The organism is Streptomyces sp. NPDC030183 (assembly GCF_055573455.1).
Genome location: NZ_JBVIBK010000005.1, coordinates 281,610 through 299,858, shown reverse-complemented (window position 1 = coordinate 299,858; position 18,249 = coordinate 281,610). Strand labels below are relative to the sequence as shown.

At 70.9% G+C, this 18,249-nt stretch carries 12 protein-coding genes; 5 read left to right on the top strand and 7 right to left on the bottom strand.

The genetic code is table 11. The annotated features are described in order from the left end of the window. Nucleotide 1 precedes the first annotated feature (1 nt). From ACZ4Z2_RS08485 to ACZ4Z2_RS08470, 4 genes are all read left to right on the top strand, one after another. Complete coding sequence (locus ACZ4Z2_RS08485; RefSeq protein WP_468073700.1) at nucleotides 2-727, top strand: FAD:protein FMN transferase; 726 nt, start codon at nucleotides 2-4, stop codon at nucleotides 725-727. A 313-nt stretch (nucleotides 728-1,040) separates the two neighbouring features. Then, entirely contained in the window at nucleotides 1,041-2,000 is a 960-nt protein-coding gene (locus tag ACZ4Z2_RS08480; RefSeq protein ID WP_468073698.1) for a GNAT family N-acetyltransferase, read from the top strand. 329 nt (nucleotides 2,001-2,329) lie between these two features. Next, nucleotides 2,330-7,525: a family 43 glycosylhydrolase gene (locus ACZ4Z2_RS08475; RefSeq protein ID WP_468073696.1), complete on the top strand. Its 5,196-nt coding sequence runs from the start codon at nucleotides 2,330-2,332 to the stop codon at nucleotides 7,523-7,525. 141 nt (nucleotides 7,526-7,666) lie between these two features. Continuing rightward, a complete protein-coding gene (locus ACZ4Z2_RS08470) occupies nucleotides 7,667-8,683 on the top strand; it encodes an LLM class flavin-dependent oxidoreductase (protein WP_468073694.1) in 1,017 nt (338 codons plus the stop codon). Here the strand turns inward: ACZ4Z2_RS08470 and ACZ4Z2_RS08465 are convergent. The 5 genes from ACZ4Z2_RS08465 to ACZ4Z2_RS08445 form a co-directional block, all read right to left on the bottom strand. Continuing rightward, entirely contained in the window at nucleotides 8,638-9,501 is an 864-nt protein-coding gene (locus tag ACZ4Z2_RS08465; RefSeq protein ID WP_468073692.1) for a lysophospholipid acyltransferase family protein, read from the bottom strand. The genes ACZ4Z2_RS08470 and ACZ4Z2_RS08465 overlap by 46 nt on opposite strands. A 4-nt stretch (nucleotides 9,502-9,505) precedes the next feature. After that, nucleotides 9,506-10,288: a GNAT family N-acetyltransferase gene (locus ACZ4Z2_RS08460; protein ID WP_468073690.1), complete on the bottom strand. Its 783-nt coding sequence runs from the start codon at nucleotides 10,286-10,288 to the stop codon at nucleotides 9,506-9,508. Nucleotides 10,289-10,527: 239 nt separating this feature from the next. Next, nucleotides 10,528-11,277 (bottom strand): succinate dehydrogenase/fumarate reductase iron-sulfur subunit, encoded by a 750-nt coding sequence (locus tag ACZ4Z2_RS08455; protein ID WP_468073688.1) that lies wholly within the window; start codon nucleotides 11,275-11,277, stop codon nucleotides 10,528-10,530. Continuing rightward, entirely contained in the window at nucleotides 11,274-13,232 is a 1,959-nt protein-coding gene (locus tag ACZ4Z2_RS08450) for a fumarate reductase/succinate dehydrogenase flavoprotein subunit (RefSeq protein ID WP_468073686.1), read from the bottom strand. Before ACZ4Z2_RS08450 ends, ACZ4Z2_RS08455 begins: the two co-directional genes overlap by 4 nt. A gap of 2 nt (nucleotides 13,233-13,234) precedes the next feature. Then, nucleotides 13,235-13,942, bottom strand: a complete 708-nt coding sequence (locus tag ACZ4Z2_RS08445) for a succinate dehydrogenase (protein ID WP_468073684.1) — start codon at nucleotides 13,940-13,942, stop codon at nucleotides 13,235-13,237. 93 nt (nucleotides 13,943-14,035) lie between these two features. Between ACZ4Z2_RS08445 and ACZ4Z2_RS08440 the strand changes: the two genes are divergently transcribed. Then, on the top strand, nucleotides 14,036-14,920 hold the full coding sequence (locus ACZ4Z2_RS08440) for a LysR family transcriptional regulator (protein ID WP_468073682.1): 885 nt from the start codon (nucleotides 14,036-14,038) through the stop codon (nucleotides 14,918-14,920). Nucleotides 14,921-15,035: 115 nt separating this feature from the next. Here the strand turns inward: ACZ4Z2_RS08440 and ACZ4Z2_RS08435 are convergent, their stop codons facing one another. Together ACZ4Z2_RS08435 and ACZ4Z2_RS08430 are read right to left on the bottom strand one after the other, a co-directional pair. Next, nucleotides 15,036-17,171, bottom strand: coding sequence for a putative bifunctional diguanylate cyclase/phosphodiesterase (locus tag ACZ4Z2_RS08435; protein WP_468073680.1), 2,136 nt, complete (start codon nucleotides 17,169-17,171; stop codon nucleotides 15,036-15,038). Further along, nucleotides 17,168-17,980 (bottom strand): SAM-dependent methyltransferase, encoded by an 813-nt coding sequence (locus ACZ4Z2_RS08430; RefSeq protein WP_468073678.1) that lies wholly within the window; start codon nucleotides 17,978-17,980, stop codon nucleotides 17,168-17,170. The genes ACZ4Z2_RS08435 and ACZ4Z2_RS08430 overlap by 4 nt, the downstream gene beginning before the upstream one ends. Nucleotides 17,981-18,249: the final 269 nt, after the last annotated feature.

The following is an 18,249-nucleotide window of genomic DNA, read 5'->3' as shown; positions in this document are numbered from 1 at the left end:
CATGCGCCGCGTCGAACACATCATGGGTTTCCCGATCTCCCTGCTCATCGAGGACGAGGGCACCACCGCCGAGGCCGCGGAGCCGGCGTTCGACTGGCTGCGCCAGGTCGACGCCCGGTTCAGTCCGTTCCGGGCCGACAGCGAGGTGTCCCGGCTGGACCGGGGTGAGCTCGCCCCACACGAGCTCAGCCCGGACCTGGCCGAGGTCCTCGACCTGTGCGAGGAGTACCGGGTGGCGACCGGTGGCGCGTTCGACGTACGGCTGCCGGGGCGGGGGCTCGATCCCTGCGCCATGGTGAAGGGGTGGGCCGTGCAGCGGGCGGCGGACCTGCTGACGGAGGGCGGCGCGCGGCGGGTCTGCCTCAACGCGGGCGGGGACGTGGCGGTGACCGGCGGTCCGTGGCGGGTCGGCGTGCGCCATCCCGAGCGGGCCGACCGGCTCTGCACGGTGCTGGAGGTGGGCGAGGGGGCGGTGGCCACGTCCGCGCGGTACGAGCGCGGCGACCATATCCTCGACGGCCGTACCGGGCGTCCGGCGACGGGCCTGCTGAGCGTGACCGTCGTCGCCGCGTCCCTCACGGAGGCCGACGCCACCGCGACGGCGGCGTTCGCGATGGGGGTGGAGGGGATCGAGTGGGCCGCGTCCAGGGAGGGGTGCGAGGTGTTCGCGGTCTCCGCGGATCGGAAGGTGCACCGGACTCCGGGGTTGCCGGTGGCGGCGGCCTGAGGGTCGGGGTGCGGCGCCTCAGAGCTCGGGGGGCAGTGCGGTACGGTGGCTGCGGGTGGTTCGTGGTTGTTCGCGCAGTTCCCCGCGCCCCTCGAAGGGCTGAGCCCCGGTGCCAGTGGTACCGGGCGGTTGTCGGCTCGCCTCAGAGCTCGGGGGCCAGTGCGGTACGGCGGCTGCGGGTGGTTCGTGGTTGTTCGCGCAGTTCCCCGCGCCCCTGGAAGGGCTGGGCTCCGGTGCCAAGGGTTGGCGGTGGCGGGCTGGTCCTGCGAAATTGCGTTGCGGGGTGTGGTGGGTGCCGTTGACAGTGGCCCCCATGACGATGACGCACTCCGCCGCGCTGCCGGCCGGTATGACCGTGCGCCCGGCGCGCCTCGATGACGCCGTGGCGGTGTGTGCGCTGCTGAACGAGGTCGACCTGCTGGAGATCGGCCGGGCCGAGACCGAGCTCGCCGAGGTGCAGGCCGACCTGAAGCACCCCGAGGTGGATCTGGAGCGCGACTCCTGGCTGCTGTTCGACGGGGACCGGCTCGTGGGGTACGGCCTGATGTGGGACGAGTCGGGCGGTGAGCGCATCGACATGGACCACTACGCCCTGCCGGACCGGCCGCTCGGGGCCCTGCACCTGTTCGAGCTGATGGAGGCCCGTGCCGTGGAGCGGGCCGCCGCCAACGGGGCGGGCCGCGCGGTGGTGCACCTGCACCTCAACACCGCGCCCACCACGGATCTGGACGCCCTGCGCGGCCGGGGCTGGCGTGCGGTCCGCCGCTACCACGTGCTGGAGCGGCCCCTGTCCGCCACCGACACGCTCCCCGCCCCACCACCCGGGGTGACCCTGCGGCCGTGCGCGAGCGAGGCGGACCGCCGGCGGGCCCACGCCCTGTTGCAGGCGTCCTTCGCCGACCACTTCGACTTCCAGCCGCGCACCTACGAGCAGTGGCTGGACGACATCGACGCCGAGAACGTCGACTGGTCGCTGATCTGGATCGCGCAGGTCGACGGTCTCGGCGACGCGGCGGCCCTGCGCACCCGTGACGACCGTACGGCCATGGCGTGGATCTCCTCCCTCGGCGTCCTCGCCGAGGCCCGCGGCCGGGGTCTGGGCAGCCATCTGCTGCGCCACGCCTTCGGCCACTACGCGGCGCGGGGCCGCGACCGCATCGGCCTCGGTGTCGACACGGACAACAGCTCCGGCGCCCTCGCGCTGTACGAGCGGCACGGCATGACGCTGGACTTCGCCGTCGACACCTGGGAGCTCGTCCGCCCCGTGGTATGAGCGGGGGCGGCGGTGTCGACAAAGTGCTGAGTCGGTAGCACGGCATCACCTCAACGCGGTTGCGCAGCGCGGTTCTTGGCGAGCGGCGGCGCGGTTCTTGGCGAGCGGCAGCGTGGTTCTCCACGAGCGACGGCTCGGCTTTGTTCGACCAGTCGGACATCGTTCGATTCCTCTTGACGCCCCGCCACGCCTCGATTGACACTCTCGCAACACGACGTCACACAGCCGAAACGGCGGAGCACCCAGGGACGGGGTCCTTCGCCCTCGGCCGTCCCCCTTTTCCTGGTTCCGCCCTTTCATCAGCCGTGCTCTCAGCAGGGAAACACCATATGACGTACATCGCAGGTCCACGCGACCGCGCGAGACGCCGGGCAGGCCGGCTCGCCGGGCTGACCGTCGCGTCACTGCTCCTGGGCCTCGCCGGCCCGGTCGCCCCCGCCGTCGCGGACACCGCGGACCTCACCGACGGCCTGGCCCTCTGGTACAAGCTGGACGCCACCTCCGGCACCACCGTCACCGACGCCTCCGGCAACGGCCGGAACGGCACGGTGAACGGCACCGCCGGCTGGACGGGCGACGGCCAGGGCCTGGCGTTCAACGGTACGGACACCTACGTCAAGGTGCCGAACGACGTCATGAAGGGCATGAACTCCATCAGCGTCTCCATGGACGTGCTGATGGACGAGTCGCAGGTCGGCCCGTACTTCATCTACGGCTTCGGCAACACCAGCGGCGGCACCGGCAACGGCTACCTCTTCGCCACGGGCAACTCGCTGCGCACCGCCATCGCCTCCGGCAACTGGTCGACCGAGCAGAACACCCGGCCCGGCGACTCGCACAACCTGACCCGCTCGGTGTGGAAGCAGCTCACGTACACGCAGACCGGCACCACGGGCGTGCTGTACGAGGACGGCGTCGAGGTCGGCCGCAACACGTCGGTCACCACCACGCCGGGCTCGATCGGCTCGGGCACCACGACCGCCAACTACATAGGCAAGTCGGTCTACACCGGGGACAAGCTCTTCAAGGGCAAGATCCGTGACTTCCGGGTGTACAACCGCGCTCTCGCCGCCACCGAGGTCGAGCAGCTCTCGCTCCCCGTGGCCACGCAGGGCGTCGCCGCCGACAAGGCCGCTCTCACCCTCGGTGACACGAGTGAGGTGACCGCCGACCTGGACCTGCCGAAGACCGGCACGGCCGGGGGCTCCTCCATCAGCTGGAAGAGCGACAACACCGCCGTGGTCTCGGACTCCGGCGCGGTGACCCGCCCCGCGGCCGGGGAACCGAACGGCCACGCCACCCTCACGGCGACCCTGAAGCGGGGCTCCGTGACGGACACCAAGAGCTTCGAGGTCACGGTCCTGCCGTCCTTCGACGACACCACGGCCGTCAAGCAGGCCGCCGAGGCGCTGACCGTCCACAACGCCGACGACGCCCGCGGCAACCTCACCCTCCCGACGTCCGGTGACTTCAGCACCAAGGTGTCGTGGTCCTCCGCGGACCCGGACGTCGTCACCGACGACGGTGTGGTGCACCGCCCGGCGCACGGCGACGGCGGCACGACCGCCGAGCTGACCGCGACCGTCACCAAGAACGACGCGAAGACCACCCGCGCCTTCACCGTGAAGGTGCCGGAGCTGCCGAAGAAGGAAGCCCGCAAGGGCTACATGTTCAGCTACTTCACCGGCGAGGGCACCGCGGACGGCGAGCAGCTGTACTTCGCGCTCAGCAAGGGCAACGACCCGCTGAAGTGGCGTGAGCTGAACGACGGCAAGCCCGTCCTCACCTCCTCGCTCGGCGAGAAGGGCCTGCGCGACCCGTTCATCATCCGCTCCCCCGAGGGCGACAAGTTCTACCAGATCGCCACCGACCTCAAGATCTACGGCAACGGCGACTGGGACCGCTCGCAGCGCCAGGGCAGCAAGTCGATCATGGTCTGGGAGTCCACCGACCTGGTGAACTGGACCAACCAGCGCCTGGTCAAGGTCTCCCCGGACTCGGCCGGCAACACCTGGGCCCCCGAGGCGTACTACGACGAGAAGCTCGGCGAGTACGTCGTCTTCTGGGCGTCGAAGCTGTACGACAACGAGGCGCACACCGGCGACACGTACAACCGCATGATGTACGCGACGACCCGCGACTTCTACACGTTCAGCGAGCCCAAGGTCTGGATCGACCGCGGCTACTCGGTGATCGACTCCACGGTCATCCAGCACGACGGCACGTACTTCCGCCTCTCCAAGGACGAGCGGAACAACAGCTCCTCCACCCCCAACAGCAAGTTCGTCTTCGAGGAGAAGAGCGACTCGCTGCTCGACCTGTCCTGGGACGCGGTCGCCGAGGGCATCGGCAAGGGCGCGATGAGCGCGGCCGAGGGCCCGCTGGTGTTCAAGTCGAACACCGAGGACAAGTGGTACGCGTTCCTCGACGAGTTCGGCGGACGCGGCTACATCCCCTTCGAGACCACCGACCTCGCCTCCGGCGTGTGGACGCCGTCCAGCTCGTACGACCTGCCGTCCAAGCCCCGGCACGGCACGGTGCTGCCGGTGACCCAGGCCGAGTACGACCGGCTGCTGAGCACCTACCAGCCGGACCAGATCGTCAAGAGCGTCGAGGACATCAAGGTCGAGACGCGCATCGGTGAGGCCCCGGTGCTGCCCGCCACCGTCATCGCCGAGTACGCCGACGGCACCAAGAAGCCCATCGCGGTCACCTGGGCCGACGTGGACGCGTCGAAGTACGCGCAGGCCGGCACGTTCACGGTCGAAGGCAGTCTGCCGGGCGACGCCACGATCGGGGTCAGCGCCGAGGTCACCGTCTCCGAGAAGGGCCCTGACGTCCCCACGGACCTGGTCCTGCACTACGGCTTCGACGAGACCGGCGGCAGCATCGTCCGCGACTCCAGCGGCCACGGCTACCACGGCACCTACGTCCGTACGCCCGCCTTCGGGACCGGTGTCGACGGCGGCTCGTTCAAGATGTCCGGCGGCAACAGCGGCTCCGACTCGCCGTACGTGAAGATCCCGAACGGGGTCCTCAAGGGCGCGAACGGCGTCACCGTCTCCACGTACGTCAAGTGGAAGGGCGGCGACAACTTCCAGTGGCTGTTCGGCCTCGGCCCCGACAGCAACAAGTACCTCTTCGCCACTCCCTCCAACGGCGCCGGGAAGCTGTTCTCCGCGATCACCAAGGCCACCTGGTCCGGTGAGAAGCAGATGATCGGCGGCGCCCCGCTCACCCAGGGCGAGTGGAAGCACCTCACCGTCACCCTGGACGGCGCGACGGAGACGGCGATCCTCTACGTGGACGGCGCCGAGGTGGCCCGCGTCAACGGTGTCACCATCAAGCCGTCCGACCTGTACGACTCCGCCAAGGACCACTCCGGCTACATCGGCAGGTCCATGTACGCCCCGGACCCGTACTTCGGGGGCGAGGTCGACGACTTCCGGATCTACAACCGGGCCCTGTCGCCCGCCGAGGTCCTGGAGCTCGGCGGCAACACCACCGGGATCGCCGCGGCGACCCACCCGGCGCTCAAGGTCGACGCGATCATCGACGACAAGGACAGCAAGATCGTCCTGCCGCTGACCGAGGGCAGCGACATCACCGCCCTGGCGCCGGAGTTCACCCTGGCCCACGGCGCGACCATCAGCCCGGCATCCGGCACCCTGCGCGACTTCAGCGAGCCGAAGACGTACGAGGTCACCGGCTCGGACGGCGAGAAGCGCACCTGGACGGTCTCAGCTCTGATCATGAAGAGCCCGGTCCTGCCGGGGCTCAACGCCGACCCGAACATCGTCCGCTTCGGCGACACCTTCTACATCTACCCGACCACCGACGGCTTCGAGGGCTGGAGCGGCACGCAGTTCAAGGCGTACTCCTCCAAGGACCTGGTCCACTGGAAGGACCACGGCGTCATCCTCGACCTCGGTCCTGACGTCTCCTGGGCCGACAGCCGGGCCTGGGCGCCGGCCATCGAGGAGAAGAACGGCAAGTACTACTTCTACTTCTGCGCCGACGCCAACATCGGTGTCGCGGTCTCCGACTCGCCGACCGGCCCGTTCAAGGACGCGCTGGGCAAGCCGCTGCTGAAGGCGGGCGACCGACCCGGCCAGATGATCGACCCGGCGGTCTACACCGACGACGACGGCCAGTCGTACCTCTACTGGGGCAACGGCCGCGCCTATGTCGTCCCGCTCAATGACGACATGGTCTCCTTCGACGCCTCGAAGGTCACCGACATCACCCCCAGCGGCTACAACGAGGGCACGTTCGTCATCAAGCGCAAGGGCACCTACTACTTCATGTGGTCGGAGAACGACACACGTGACGAGAACTACCGGGTCGCCTACGCCACCGGCTCCTCGCCCACCGGTCCCTGGACCAAGCGGGGCGTGATCCTGGAGAAGGACCTCTCGCTCGGCATCAAGGGCCCCGGCCACCACTCCGTGGTCCACGTCCCGAACACCGACGACTGGTACATCGCCTACCACCGCTTCGCCCTCCCCGGCGGAGACGGCACCCACCGCGAAACCACCATCGACAAGCTGGAGTTCGACGCCGACGGCCTGATCAAGAAGGTCGTCCCCACCCTCGGCAGCATCGACCCGGTCACCATCGCCCGGGCCGGCGAGGACGCCCAGGGCAAGGAGGGCGAGCCCATCGAGCTGGGCGGCACCGTCTCCGGGGCGGGCGGCGCCCAGTGGAAGGTCGAGGTGGGCGCGCCCTGCGTCTTCGCCGACGCCTCCGCCGCGAGGACGACGATCACCTGCGCCGACAACGGCATCTACACGGTGACCCTGACCGGCGGCCGCAGCAGCGACAAGGCCACCGTGACCGTCACCAACGCGGCCCCGGTGATCACCTCCGCGACCGGTCCGAAGTCGCCGGTGGCGGCGGGCAAGGGCACGTCGGTCACGGTGAAGTTCACCGACCCGGGCACCGCCGACAAGCACACCTGCAAGGTCGACTGGAAGGACGGCACCCAGCCGACGGCCGGCAAGGTCGGCGCCGGTGTCTGCACGGCCGGGCACGTCTACCGCAAGGCCGGTATCCACCGCCCGGTGGTCACGGTCACCGACGACGACGGCGCCTCGGACACCGCCAAGCTCCCCGAGCTGATCGTCTACGACCGTGCCGCGGGCTCCGCGACCGGTGCCGGGACCTTCACCTCACCGGCGGGCGCCTACCCGGCCAAGGCCGGTCTGACCGGCAAGGCGGCCTTCTCCTTCCTCGCCAAGTACACGAAGAACGCCACCGTCCCCACGGGCAGGGCCTCCTTCGACTTCGGCGCGGCGAGGCTGAAGTTCCGCTCCACGGGCTCCGACTGGCTCGTGGTGACCGGTGACAAGGCCGTCTACCAGGGCTCCGGCAAGGTCGGCGGCGCGAGCGGCTACGCCTTCCGGATCACCGTCACCGACGGCCCGGACACCTTCAAGATCAAGATCTGGAAGAAGTCCACCGGCAAGGTCGTCTACGAGAACGCCAAGGCCGCGAAGACGAGGGGAATCAGCGTCGGCCGCTAGTCGGTGCATGCTCCACCGAGGGGCGCCCGGAGACACCTCCGGGCGCCCCTCGGCACGTCGGCGGCCGGAATGTGCAAGGTCCCGTCCCGCGTCTCTCGGGGTCGTCGGGAATCCCGGCGCCCCCAGAACGTTGAACCCCCTGTGACCTCCGTGCTCTCCGCCACCCGTTTCTCCGTCCTCGACCGCTCCCGTGTCCGGGAGGGCCATGGCGCCTTCGAGGCCCTGCGGGACACCGTGCGGCTGGCGCGGGACGTGGAGGAGCTGGGCTTCCACCGGTTCTGGGTCTCGGAGCACCACGGGGTGCCGGGGGTGGCCGGTTCCGCGCCGACGGTACTGGCCGCGGCGGTCGCGGCGGCCACCCGCACGATCCGGGTGGGCACCGGCGGGGTGATGCTGCCCAACCACCGCCCCCTGGTCGTGGCCGAGCAGTTCGGGGTGCTGGAGTCCCTCTTCCCGGGGCGGGTCGACATGGGCCTCGGCCGCTCCGTGGGCTTCACGGACGGTGTCCGCAGGGCGCTGGGCCGGGACAAGGACGCCGCAGACACGGCCGACTTCGCGGCGCAGCTCGACGAACTGCTCGGCTGGTTCCTCGGGACCTCCCCGACCGGTGTGCACGCGCGTCCCCCGGAGGGCCTGTCCGTTCCGCCGTTCGTCCTGGCGATGGGCGAGGGCGCGTCGATCGCCGCGCGGGCGGGCCTGCCGATGGTGATCGGCGACCTCCGCGCCCGGGACCGGATGCTGCGCGGCATCGAGCGGTACCGCGCCGAGTTCCGGCCGTCGGTCTGGGCGGCGGAGCCGTATGTCGTCGTCTCCGGCACGGTCGCCGTCGCGGCGACCCACGAGGAGGCCCACCGCCTCCTCCTGCCCGAGGCATGGGCGATGGCCCACTCCCGCACCCACGGCACGTTCCCGCCGCTCGCCCCCGCGGAGGAGGTCGAGCGGCGGACCATGACGGCCAAGGAACGCGGGTTCTACGAGTCGGGGCTCACCGGCCATGTCGTCGGCACCGAGGAGCAGGTCGCGCACGAGCTGGAGTCGCTGGTCAAGGAGACGGGCGCCCAGGAGGTGCTGGTCACGACCAGTACGTACGACCGTGGGGCGCTGCTGGAGTCCTACCGGAGGCTCGCCCGGGTCGCGGGCCTCGGCAGCGCTTCCTGAGCGCCCTCACGTCCTTCCGTCAGGTGCGCCGTCATGGCCTCCAGATCGATCACCGCCGTCTGCGCGACCGCCGCCAGGGCGCGCCGGTCGGGGTGGGTGCCCGGGTGGATCAGGGGCCGTACGTCGAGCTCGGCGAGGACTCCGCGTGCGGTGACCACGCGCCACACGGATGTGAGGAGCGGGTCGTCCCCGACATAGGCGGGCGCGGTGCTGGCCCCTCCCCCGGCCGACCGGTAGCGGACGCGCACCGGCTGTACGGGGACGCCCGCGTCGAGCGCGGCCTGGAACACGGCCCGCCGGAAGCGCCCCTGGGCCCGGCCGCACCAGGTGCTGCCCTCGGGGAAGACGGCGACGGCCGTGCCGGCGCGCAGTTCGTCGGCGATGCGGGTGACCGTGCCGGGCAGGGCGCGGATGCGGTCCCGTTCGATGAAGAGGGAGCCGCCCCGCTCGGCGAGGGTGCCGGCGACGGGCCAGCGCCGGATGTCGGACTTGGCGAGCATCCGCGCGGGGCGGACCGCCGCGAGGAGCGGTATGTCCAGCCAGGAGATGTGGTTGGCGACGACGAGGAGGCCCCCGGCGGGCGGGGCGGTGCCGGTGATCCGTACGCGGACTCCCGAGGCCCGGACGATCCACCGGCACCAGTGCCGTATCGCGCCCGCCGGGATGCGGGGGCCGAAGCCACTCAGGAGGATCCCGGTGAGGATGAGGGCCAGGACCGCGGTGAGCCGCAGCACGGCCCGTGGCACGGCGGCGGTCGGCCGCGCGGTGTCCACGCAGGAACGCGGCGTGCAGGGCGCGCCGGGCAGCCACACGCTCATCGCGTCAGGCCGCCGGGACGAGGGAGAGGAAGTGCCGCAGGTAGCGGGCGTTGACGCGGCGCATGGGCAGCAGCACGTACAGGTCGGCGACGCCGAAGTCGGGGTCGTGCGCGGGCTCGCCGCACACCCAGGCGCCGAGCCGCAGGTAACCGCGCAGCAGCGGGGGCAGGTCGACGCGCTCGGCGGGGGCCTCGGTCTGGGGGATCCACGGCAGCAGCGGGCGTACCCGGTACTCCTCCGGCGCCAGGTGCTTGTCCTTGGCCCGGTCCCAGGTGGCGGTGGCGAGGGCGCCGCCGTCGGCGAGGGGGACGGAGCAGCAGCCGGCGAGCCACTCGTGGCCGCGGTCGAGCATGTAGCGGGCGATGCCGGCCCAGATGAGGCCGATGACGGCGCCGTCCCGGTGGTCGGGGTGCACACAGGAGCGGCCGACCTCGACGAGGTCCGGGCGGATCGTGTCGAGGCGGCCGAGGTCGAACTCGCCCTCCGAGTAGAGCCGTCCGGCGACGGCGGCGCGCTCGGGCGGCAGCAGCCGGTAGGTGCCGACGACCTGCCCGGTCAGGGTCTCGCGGACGAGCAGGTGGTCGCAGTAGGCGTCGAAGGCGTCGATGTCGAGGCCCGGCTGCGGGCCGGCCAGCAGGGCGCCCATCTCGCCGGCGAACACGTCGTGCCGCAGGCGCTGCGCGGCACGTACGTCGGCCTCGTCGCGGGCGAGAGCGACGGTGTAGCGGGTGGGGACCGCTGACGGGGACGGCAGGGGCGGGGTGTCCAGAGCGGGTACGGCGGTCATGGCTCACTCCAGGTCACGGGCCGGTTCGGCCTGGGCGGAAGAGCGGGCCGGTCGGGTGCGGCGCGCTCGTACCTGTTCTCCCGATGTCGTCTGGCCGACGCGTGACCGAGGACGGGAGCGCGGATGTGCGCTCGCTGAACGAACCGGGACGGCCTTCCGGGAAACCAGACGGGGCCGGGGATGAGCACCACTCCCGGCCCCGCCCGTCCGCACCTGTCGGCGAACGTCTCCGTGTCCCGCTACCGTTTCCCGGCCTTCCGCGTGGCGCGCAGCCACTCCTTGTTCATGTTCGTGATGGAGACCAGGGGGATGCCCTTGGGGCAGGCGGTGGCGCACTCGCCGGCGAGGGTGCAGCCGCCGAAGCCCTCCTCGTCCATCCGGGCCACCATGTCGAGGATGCGGGTCTCGCGCTCGGGCGCCCCCTGCGGCAGCACGTTCAGGTGGTTGACCTTGGCGGAGGTGAACAGCATGGCGGCGCCGTTGGGGCAGGCGGCCACGCAGGCGCCACAGCCGATGCACTCGGCGTGCTCGAACGCGAAGTCCGCGTCCGGCTTCGGCACGGCCGTGGCATGGGCCTCCGGCGCGGAGCCGGTGGGGGCGGTGATGTAGCCGCCGGCCTGGATGATCCGGTCGAACGCGGACCGGTCCACGACGAGGTCCTTGATCACCGGGAAAGCCGAGGCCCGCCACGGCTCCACGTCGATCGTGTCGCCGTCGGCGAAGGACCGCATGTGCAGCTGGCAGGTGGTCGTCCGCTCGGGCCCGTGCGCGTCCCCGTTGATGACCAGCGAGCACGCCCCGCAGATGCCCTCCCGGCAGTCGTGGTCGAAGGCCACCGGGTCCTCACCACGCAGGATGAGGTCCTCGTTGAGGGTGTCGAGCATCTCCAGGAAGGACATGTCGGGTGAGATGCCGTCCACCTCGTACGTGGACATGGCGCCTTCGGCGTCGGCGGCGCGCTGTCGCCAGACGCGCAGGGTGAGCTTCATGCGTAGCTCCGCTGGGTGGGGTGGACGTACTCGAAGACGAGGTCTTCCTTGTGCAGGACGGGGGCGGTGCCGGTGCCCGTGAACTCCCAGGCGGCCGCGTACGAGAACGCGTCGTCCTTGCGTTCCGCCTCGCCGTCCGGGGTCTGGGACTCCTCGCGGAAGTGCCCGCCGCAGGACTCGCTCCGGTGCAGCGCGTCGAGGCACATCAGCTCGGCGAGCTCCAGGTAGTCGACGATCCGGTTGGCCTTCTCCAGGGACTGGTTGAACTCCTCGCCGGTGCCCGGGACCTTGATCCGCCGCCAGAACTCGTCGCGGATCTGCGGGATCCGCTCCAGGGCCTTGCGCAGCCCGCTCTCGGAGCGGGCCATGCCGCAGAACTCCCACATCAGCTCGCCGAGTTCCCGGTGGAAGGAGTCGGGCGTGCGGTCGCCGTCGACGGCGAGCAGCAGGTGCAGCCGGTCCTCGGTCTCGGCGAGGACCTCCTGCACGACCGGGTGTTCGGTGCCGACCTCGTCCTGGCGGGGGTGACGGGCGAGGTAGTCGTTGATCGTCGCGGGGAGGACGAAGTACCCGTCGGCGAGGCCCTGCATCAGCGCGGAGGCGCCGAGCCGGTTGGCCCCGTGGTCGGAGAAGTTGGCCTCGCCGATCGCGAACAGGCCGGGGACGGTGGTCTGGAGGTCGTAGTCGACCCACAGTCCGCCCATCGTGTAGTGCACGGCCGGGTAGATCCGCATGGGGACCTGGTACGGATCCTCGTCGGTGATCCGCTGGTACATGTCGAAGAGGTTGCCGTACTTGGCCTCGACGGCCTTGCGGCCCATGCGCTGGATGGCGTCGGCGAAGTCGAGGTAGACGCCCTGCCCGCCGGGGCCGACGCCGCGGCCCTCGTCGCAGACGTTCTTCGCGGCGCGGGAGGCGATGTCGCGCGGCACGAGGTTGCCGAAGGAGGGGTAGATGCGCTCCAGGTAGTAGTCGCGCTCGTCCTCGGGGATCTGGTTGGGGGGCCGGTGGTCGCCCTTGGCCTTCGGCACCCAGATCCGGCCGTCGTTGCGCAGCGACTCGCTCATCAGCGTCAGCTTGGACTGGTGGTCGCCGGTGCGCGGGATACACGTGGGGTGGATCTGGGTGAAGCAGGGGTTGGCGAACAGCGCGCCGCGCCGGTGCGCCCGCCAGACGGCGGTCGCGTTGGAGTTCATCGCGTTGGTCGACAGGTAGAAGACGTTGCCGTAGCCGCCGGAGGCGAGCACGACGGCGTCCGCGAAGTAGGTGTCGATCCTGCCGGTGATGAGGTCCCGGGCGACGATGCCGCGCGCCCGCCCGTCCACGACGATCAGGTCGAGCATCTCGGTGCGTGGGTGCATCTCCACGTTCCCGGCGGCGATCTGCCTGCTGAGGGCCTGGTAGGCGCCGAGCAGGAGCTGCTGACCCGTCTGGCCGCGGGCGTAGAAGGTGCGGGAGACCTGGACGCCGCCGAAGGAGCGGGTGTCGAGCAGACCGCCGTACTCCCGGGCGAACGGCACGCCCTGGGCGACGCACTGGTCGATGATCTCCACGGAGATCTGCGCGAGCCGGTGGACGTTGGACTCACGGGCCCGGAAGTCGCCGCCCTTGACGGTGTCGTAGAACAGCCGGTGGACGGAGTCGCCGTCGTTGCGGTAGTTCTTCGCGGCGTTGATGCCGCCCTGGGCGGCGATCGAGTGGGCGCGGCGCGGGGAGTCCTGGTAGCAGAACTGGACGACGTGGTAGCCCTGTTCGGCGAGCGTGGCCCCGGCGGAGCCGCCGGCGAGCCCGGTGCCGACGACGATGACGGTGTGCTTGCGGCGGTTGGCGGGATTGACGAGCTTGGCCTCGAAGCGGCGCTTGTCCCAGCGCTCGGCGATCGGGCCCTCGGGCGCCTTCGTGTCGACGACCGGGGCGCCGGTCGTGTAGTCCGCGTACTCGGAGGAGGTACTCATGGTCAGCTCACCACTCCGGTCATGACGGCGACGGGTACGGAGACGAAGCCCAGGGTCAGCACCAGCGCGAGGACGTTCGCGGTGGCCTTCAGGGCCCGGTCACGGGTGCGGCTGCCGGCGCCCACGGTCTGCGCGGCGCTCCAGAAGCCGTGCCGGATGTGCAGGCCGAGGGCGAGCATCGCGACGAGGTAGATGACGTTGCCGTACCAGGTGGAGAAGGTGTCGATGACGTTCTGGTACGGGTGGCCGGACTGGAACCCGTTCGGGTGGACGGTGCCGGTCGTCAGGTCGAGGATGTGCCAGACGATGAACAGTCCGAGGATGACGCCGCCCCACCGCATGGTGCGGGTCGCGTAGCTCGCCCGGCGCCTGGTGTGCACGTACTTGGTGGGCCGGGCCTTGATGTCCCGGCGGCTGAGCTGGTAGGCGGCCGTGGCGTGGGCGACGACCGCGGCGACGAGGACCACGCGGACGGTCCACAGCGCCCATTCGTGGTGGAGGAAGGGCTCACCGAGGGTGCGCAGCCAGTGCGCGTACCCGTTGAACTCGGAAGAGCCGAAGAAGATCTTGAGGTTGCCCAGCATGTGGACGACCAGGTACGCCAGCATGATCAGACCGCTGACGGCCATCACCGTCTTCTTGCCGACGGAGCTGTCCCACACCGTGCGCGCCATGGACGGCTTTCGGTCCGTCCGCGTTGCCAGAGCCATGGAAAAGACGCTAGGACCGCCCTCCCCCATCGGTCCAAGACATGATGCGGCTCGATTCGATAGCCGGAAGCTATCGTCCCGTATCGTGGAGGGGTGCAGTTCCAGCAGCTCCAGTACTTCGTGGCGGTCGCCGAGACCCGGCACTTCACCCGTGCCGCCGAGCAGGTCCATGTCGCCCAACCGTCGCTGTCGCAGCAGATCAAGGCGCTGGAACGGGAGTTGGGGGCCGATCTGTTCCTGCGGGCGCGCGGCAACATCACGCTCACCGACGCGGGCGAGGCCCTGCTGCCGCTGGCCCGCCGCATCCTCGCCGACACGGACACGGCCCGGCTGGAGGTGCAGGAGCTGGTGCAGCTGCGCCGGGGCCGGGTCCGGCTGGGGGCGACCCCGAGCCTGTGCACCGGTCTGCTGCCCGACGTACTGCGCGCCTTCCACGACCGCTACCCCGGCATCCGGCTGCTGGTCGAGGAGGGCGGCTCCCACGACCTCGTACGGCAGCTCGCGCGCGGCGCCCTCGACCTGGCCCTGGTCGTGCTGCCCCTGCCGACGCCGTCCCCCGCGCTGACCACGGTGGAGCTGCTGCGGGAGGACCTGGTGGTGGTGTCGTCCCCGGACGCGCCCCGGCCCGGTGAGGGGCGGCGCACGATACGGGTCGCCGATCTGGAGGGCGAGCGGCTCGTGATGTTCCGGCACGGCTACGACCTGCGGGAACTGACCGTGGCCGCGTGCCGGGCCGAGGGCTTCGAGCCGGACTTCGCGGTGGAGGGCGGTGAGATGGACGCGGTGCTGGGGTTCGTCCGGGCGGGGCTGGGGGTGGCCGTGGTCCCGCGCATGGTGGCGACCGGCGCGGGCCGTGGCCTGCGGGTCACCCCCTTGGCCCGCCCCGGCCTGCACCGCACCATCGCCCTGGCCCACCGCAGCGATGTGGCTCCGCCTCGGGCCGCGAGGGAGTTGCAGCGGATGTTGGTGGAGCGGTGAGCGGGAGCTGTTGTTCCCGGTCGCGCCGTTGTCGTGTGCTCGCCGTTCGGGACTGCGGACTCGCTGTGGCTGATCGCGCAGTTCCCCGCGCCCCTGAGGGGGCGCTGCCGCGCCCCTAACCCGTCGCGTCCACCAGGGCCAGTTCGTGCAGGCGTTCCGGTGGGCCCGGGCGGGCGTAGTACCAGCCCTGGGCGGTGTCGCAGCCGAGGATCCGCAGCTGTTCGGCCTGGGCGCCCGTCTCGACGCCCTCGACGGTGACGGCGAGGTCGAGGCTGTGGGCGAGGGAGACGATGCCCTCGACGATCTTCAGGTCGACGGGGTCCGCCGGGAACTGCTGCATGCCCTGCGTGAAGGACCGGTCCAACTTCAGCACCCGGACCGGCAGCCGCCGCAGATTGGCGAGGTTGGAGTAGCCGGTGCCGAAGTCGTCGAGGGCGATGTCGATGCCCATCTCGGAGAGCCTGCGCAGCGGTTTGAGCAGATCGTCGTCGGCGCCGATCAGCGCGGACTCGGTCACCTCCAGGCACAGGGCGTCCGGTTCGAGTCCGGCCCGCTCCAGGATCTCCACGGTGTCCTGCACCAGCCCGGGATGCGTGAGCTGGCACGGCGACAGGTTCACGTTGACACGCAGCGGACCCGTGCCGCCGTGCCGCCGCTGCCATGCGCATGCCTGGCGCACCGACTGCTCCAGCACCCAGCGGCCGAGCGGCACGATCAGGCCGGTGCGCTCGGCGAGCGGGATGAACCGGTCGGGGCCGAGGACGCCGTGCTGCGGATGCAGCCAGCGGACCAGCGCCTCCGCGCCACGCACGGTGCCGTCGCCGAGATGGACGAGCGGCTGGTACTCGATGAAGAACTCGCCCCGGTCGAGCGCGGCGGGCAGGGCCGTGGTGAGCCCGTGCCGGGTGATGGCGCGGGCGTCGGCCTCGGCGTCGGCGACCTCGTAGCGGTTGCCGCCCGCCGACTTGGCCCGGTACATCGTGATGTCGGCGCTGCGCAGCACCTCCGCCGGGCCCCGCTCGCCCGCCGGGCCCTCGACGATGCCGATGCTGCCGCGCACGAGCAGTTCCCGGCCGTCGATCCGGACGGGTGTGACCAGGGCGTTCATGATGCGGTCGGCGAGTTCGTCGACCTCGCTCTCGGTGTCGGGGCCGGTGGTCAGCGCCACGAACTCGTCGCCGCCGAGCCGGGCGACCATCTCACCGGGGGCGGTCGCGCAGGACTGGAGCCGGTCGGCGACCTCGACGAGCAGCCGGTCGCCGGCCGCGTGGCCGAGGCTGTCGTTGATCGCCTTGAAGCCGTCCAGGTCGAGGTAGCACAGGCCGAACCGCTGGCCGTCGCCCGCCGCGAGGGCCTTCTCCAGGCGCTCGAAGAACAGGGTGCGGTTGGGCAGTCCGGTGAGCGCGTCGTGCGTGGCCTCGTAGCGCAGGCGGAGGTTGAGCAGACGGCGCTCGGTGGTGTCCTCCATCAGCGCCAGCTGGTACTGGGGGTTGCCGTCCGCGTCCCGCAGCAGGGACACCGTCAGATTGGTCCACAGGACCGTACCGTCGGGGCGGTAGAACGCCTTCTCGGTGTGGTAGTGCTCGCGTTCGGCCCGCACCAGTTCCTCGTAGAGGCGCCAGACCTGCGGCGCGTCCTCGGGATGCGTCCACTCGGTGACGCAACGCGCGAGCATCGTCTGCTCGGTGACGCCGAACATGCGGAGCAGCGCGCCGTTGACCTGGAGGATGTTGCCTTCGAGGTCGGCGATGCCGATGCCTATGGCGGCGCCCTCGAACACCGCGCGGAACCGGGCCTCGGTGGCGTGCAGGGCGCGGGCCACGGCGCCCTGCGCCTCAAGGGCAGCGCGGGCGATCGCCTCCTGCTCGGCCAGGGTCCGCTGCCGCAGCGCCTCGGCGTACCCGGCGGCCATCGCGGACTGCAGGCGCGCGGCACGGGCCCGCAGGTCCTCCTGGTTGCCGTCGCCACCGCAGTACAGCACCAGATAGGCGTCGACGCAGTCGAGGGTCTGGCCGAGGGCCTCGGGTTCGGTGCAGTGCGCCTCGACGAGGGCGGCACCGACGGCCCTGCCCTCGTCGGCGTCGTACGTCCTGGCCCGCAGCGCCCGGCTCAGGCGCCGGGCGAGCGGCAGGAGCAGTTCCTCGAACTCGGGGCGGGTCAGCGACGTGGAGGTGACCGGGAAGACGGCGCGGCTCCAGATCGTCGCGAACCGGCGCAGTCTGTCCTCCGGCCCGTCCGGTTCCGCGCTCACGCTTTGGTCCCCACGCCGGCGAACCAGGAGAAGGCGTACGGATTCTCGTCCTCGGGAGCCGTGTCGGGCCGCCACTTCGCCATCGGCACCAGTCCGGGTTCCACCATGTCGTACCCCTCGAAGAACCGCGCGATCTCGTCGCGAGAGCGCATGATCAGCGGATTGCGAATGTCCTTGTACACGTCCACCGCGCCCTCGATCCGCTCCCGGGGAAGCGGAATTCCCTCGTGGGAGGCGTGCGAGACGACGAGCACGGAGCCGGGCGCGAGCGCGTCGCGCACCTCGGCCACCGCTCCGTACGGGTCGTCCGTGTCCTCCACGAAGTGCAGTATCCCAACCAGGAGCAGGGCCACTGGCCGGTTCAGGTCGATCAGCCGCTCGACGTGGGGGCTCGTGAGGATGTCCCGGGGCTTGCGCAGATCGGCCGCGACCACTTCCGCGTCGTCGGCGCCCTCCAGAACGGCCTGGGTGTGTGCTACGGCGACCGGGTCGTGGTCGACGTAGACGACACGGGCGCCGGTTCCGGCCTCCCGCGCCACTTCGTGCACGTTTCCGAAGGAGGGGATTCCGGATCCGATGTCCAGGAACTGGGTGACCCCCTGCCCGGTCGCGTGCCGCACGGCGCGGCGCATGAAGGCGCGGTTCGCCTGCATGATCTTGGGCAGGCCCGGCACGAACCCCATGGCCCTGCGCGCCGCTTCCCGGTCGACCTCGAAGTTGTGCGAACCGCCCAGGTAGTAGTCGTACATGCGGGCCACGGACGGCATCGAGATGTCGATGCTCCGTGGAGCCCAGGCGGGACGCTCCATGTCTGTGACTCCAACGCGTCGGGGGCGGCGTAGGCGATCCGGTGTTCGAGCAGAGGCTACTGATCGCCCGCCAATGGAGCGAGCAAAAACGGAAATTGACCGTCCGTTCAACCTCGCTGCCGGGGGCACATGCCCAATCGCCGCCCCGACCATGCCTGTTCACGTCCGAGCGCCGCCGGTCGCCCGCGACCGCGCGCACGGGCACGCCAAGCGACCCGCCCCCTCCGATGCGGTGCGGAGGGGGCGGGTCCTTGATCGGCCGCGCTGTT

Bases quoted from the DNA above. Each gene is read 5' to 3' on its own strand.
- ACZ4Z2_RS08480 (WP_468073698.1), top strand. From the start codon at position 1,041: ATGACGATGACGCACTCCGCCGCGCTGCCGGCCGGTATGACCGTGCGC.
- ACZ4Z2_RS08465 (WP_468073692.1), bottom strand. From the start codon at position 9,501: ATGAGCGTGTGGCTGCCCGGCGCGCCCTGCACGCCGCGTTCCTGCGTG.
- ACZ4Z2_RS08445 (WP_468073684.1), bottom strand. From the start codon at position 13,942: ATGGCTCTGGCAACGCGGACGGACCGAAAGCCGTCCATGGCGCGCACG.
- ACZ4Z2_RS08460 (WP_468073690.1), bottom strand. From the start codon at position 10,288: ATGACCGCCGTACCCGCTCTGGACACCCCGCCCCTGCCGTCCCCGTCA.
- ACZ4Z2_RS08455 (WP_468073688.1), bottom strand. From the start codon at position 11,277: ATGAAGCTCACCCTGCGCGTCTGGCGACAGCGCGCCGCCGACGCCGAA.
- ACZ4Z2_RS08475 (WP_468073696.1), top strand. From the start codon at position 2,330: ATGACGTACATCGCAGGTCCACGCGACCGCGCGAGACGCCGGGCAGGC.
- ACZ4Z2_RS08430 (WP_468073678.1), bottom strand. From the start codon at position 17,980: ATGGAGCGTCCCGCCTGGGCTCCACGGAGCATCGACATCTCGATGCCG.
- ACZ4Z2_RS08485 (WP_468073700.1), top strand. From the start codon at position 2: ATGCGCCGCGTCGAACACATCATGGGTTTCCCGATCTCCCTGCTCATC.
- ACZ4Z2_RS08450 (WP_468073686.1), bottom strand. From the start codon at position 13,232: ATGAGTACCTCCTCCGAGTACGCGGACTACACGACCGGCGCCCCGGTC.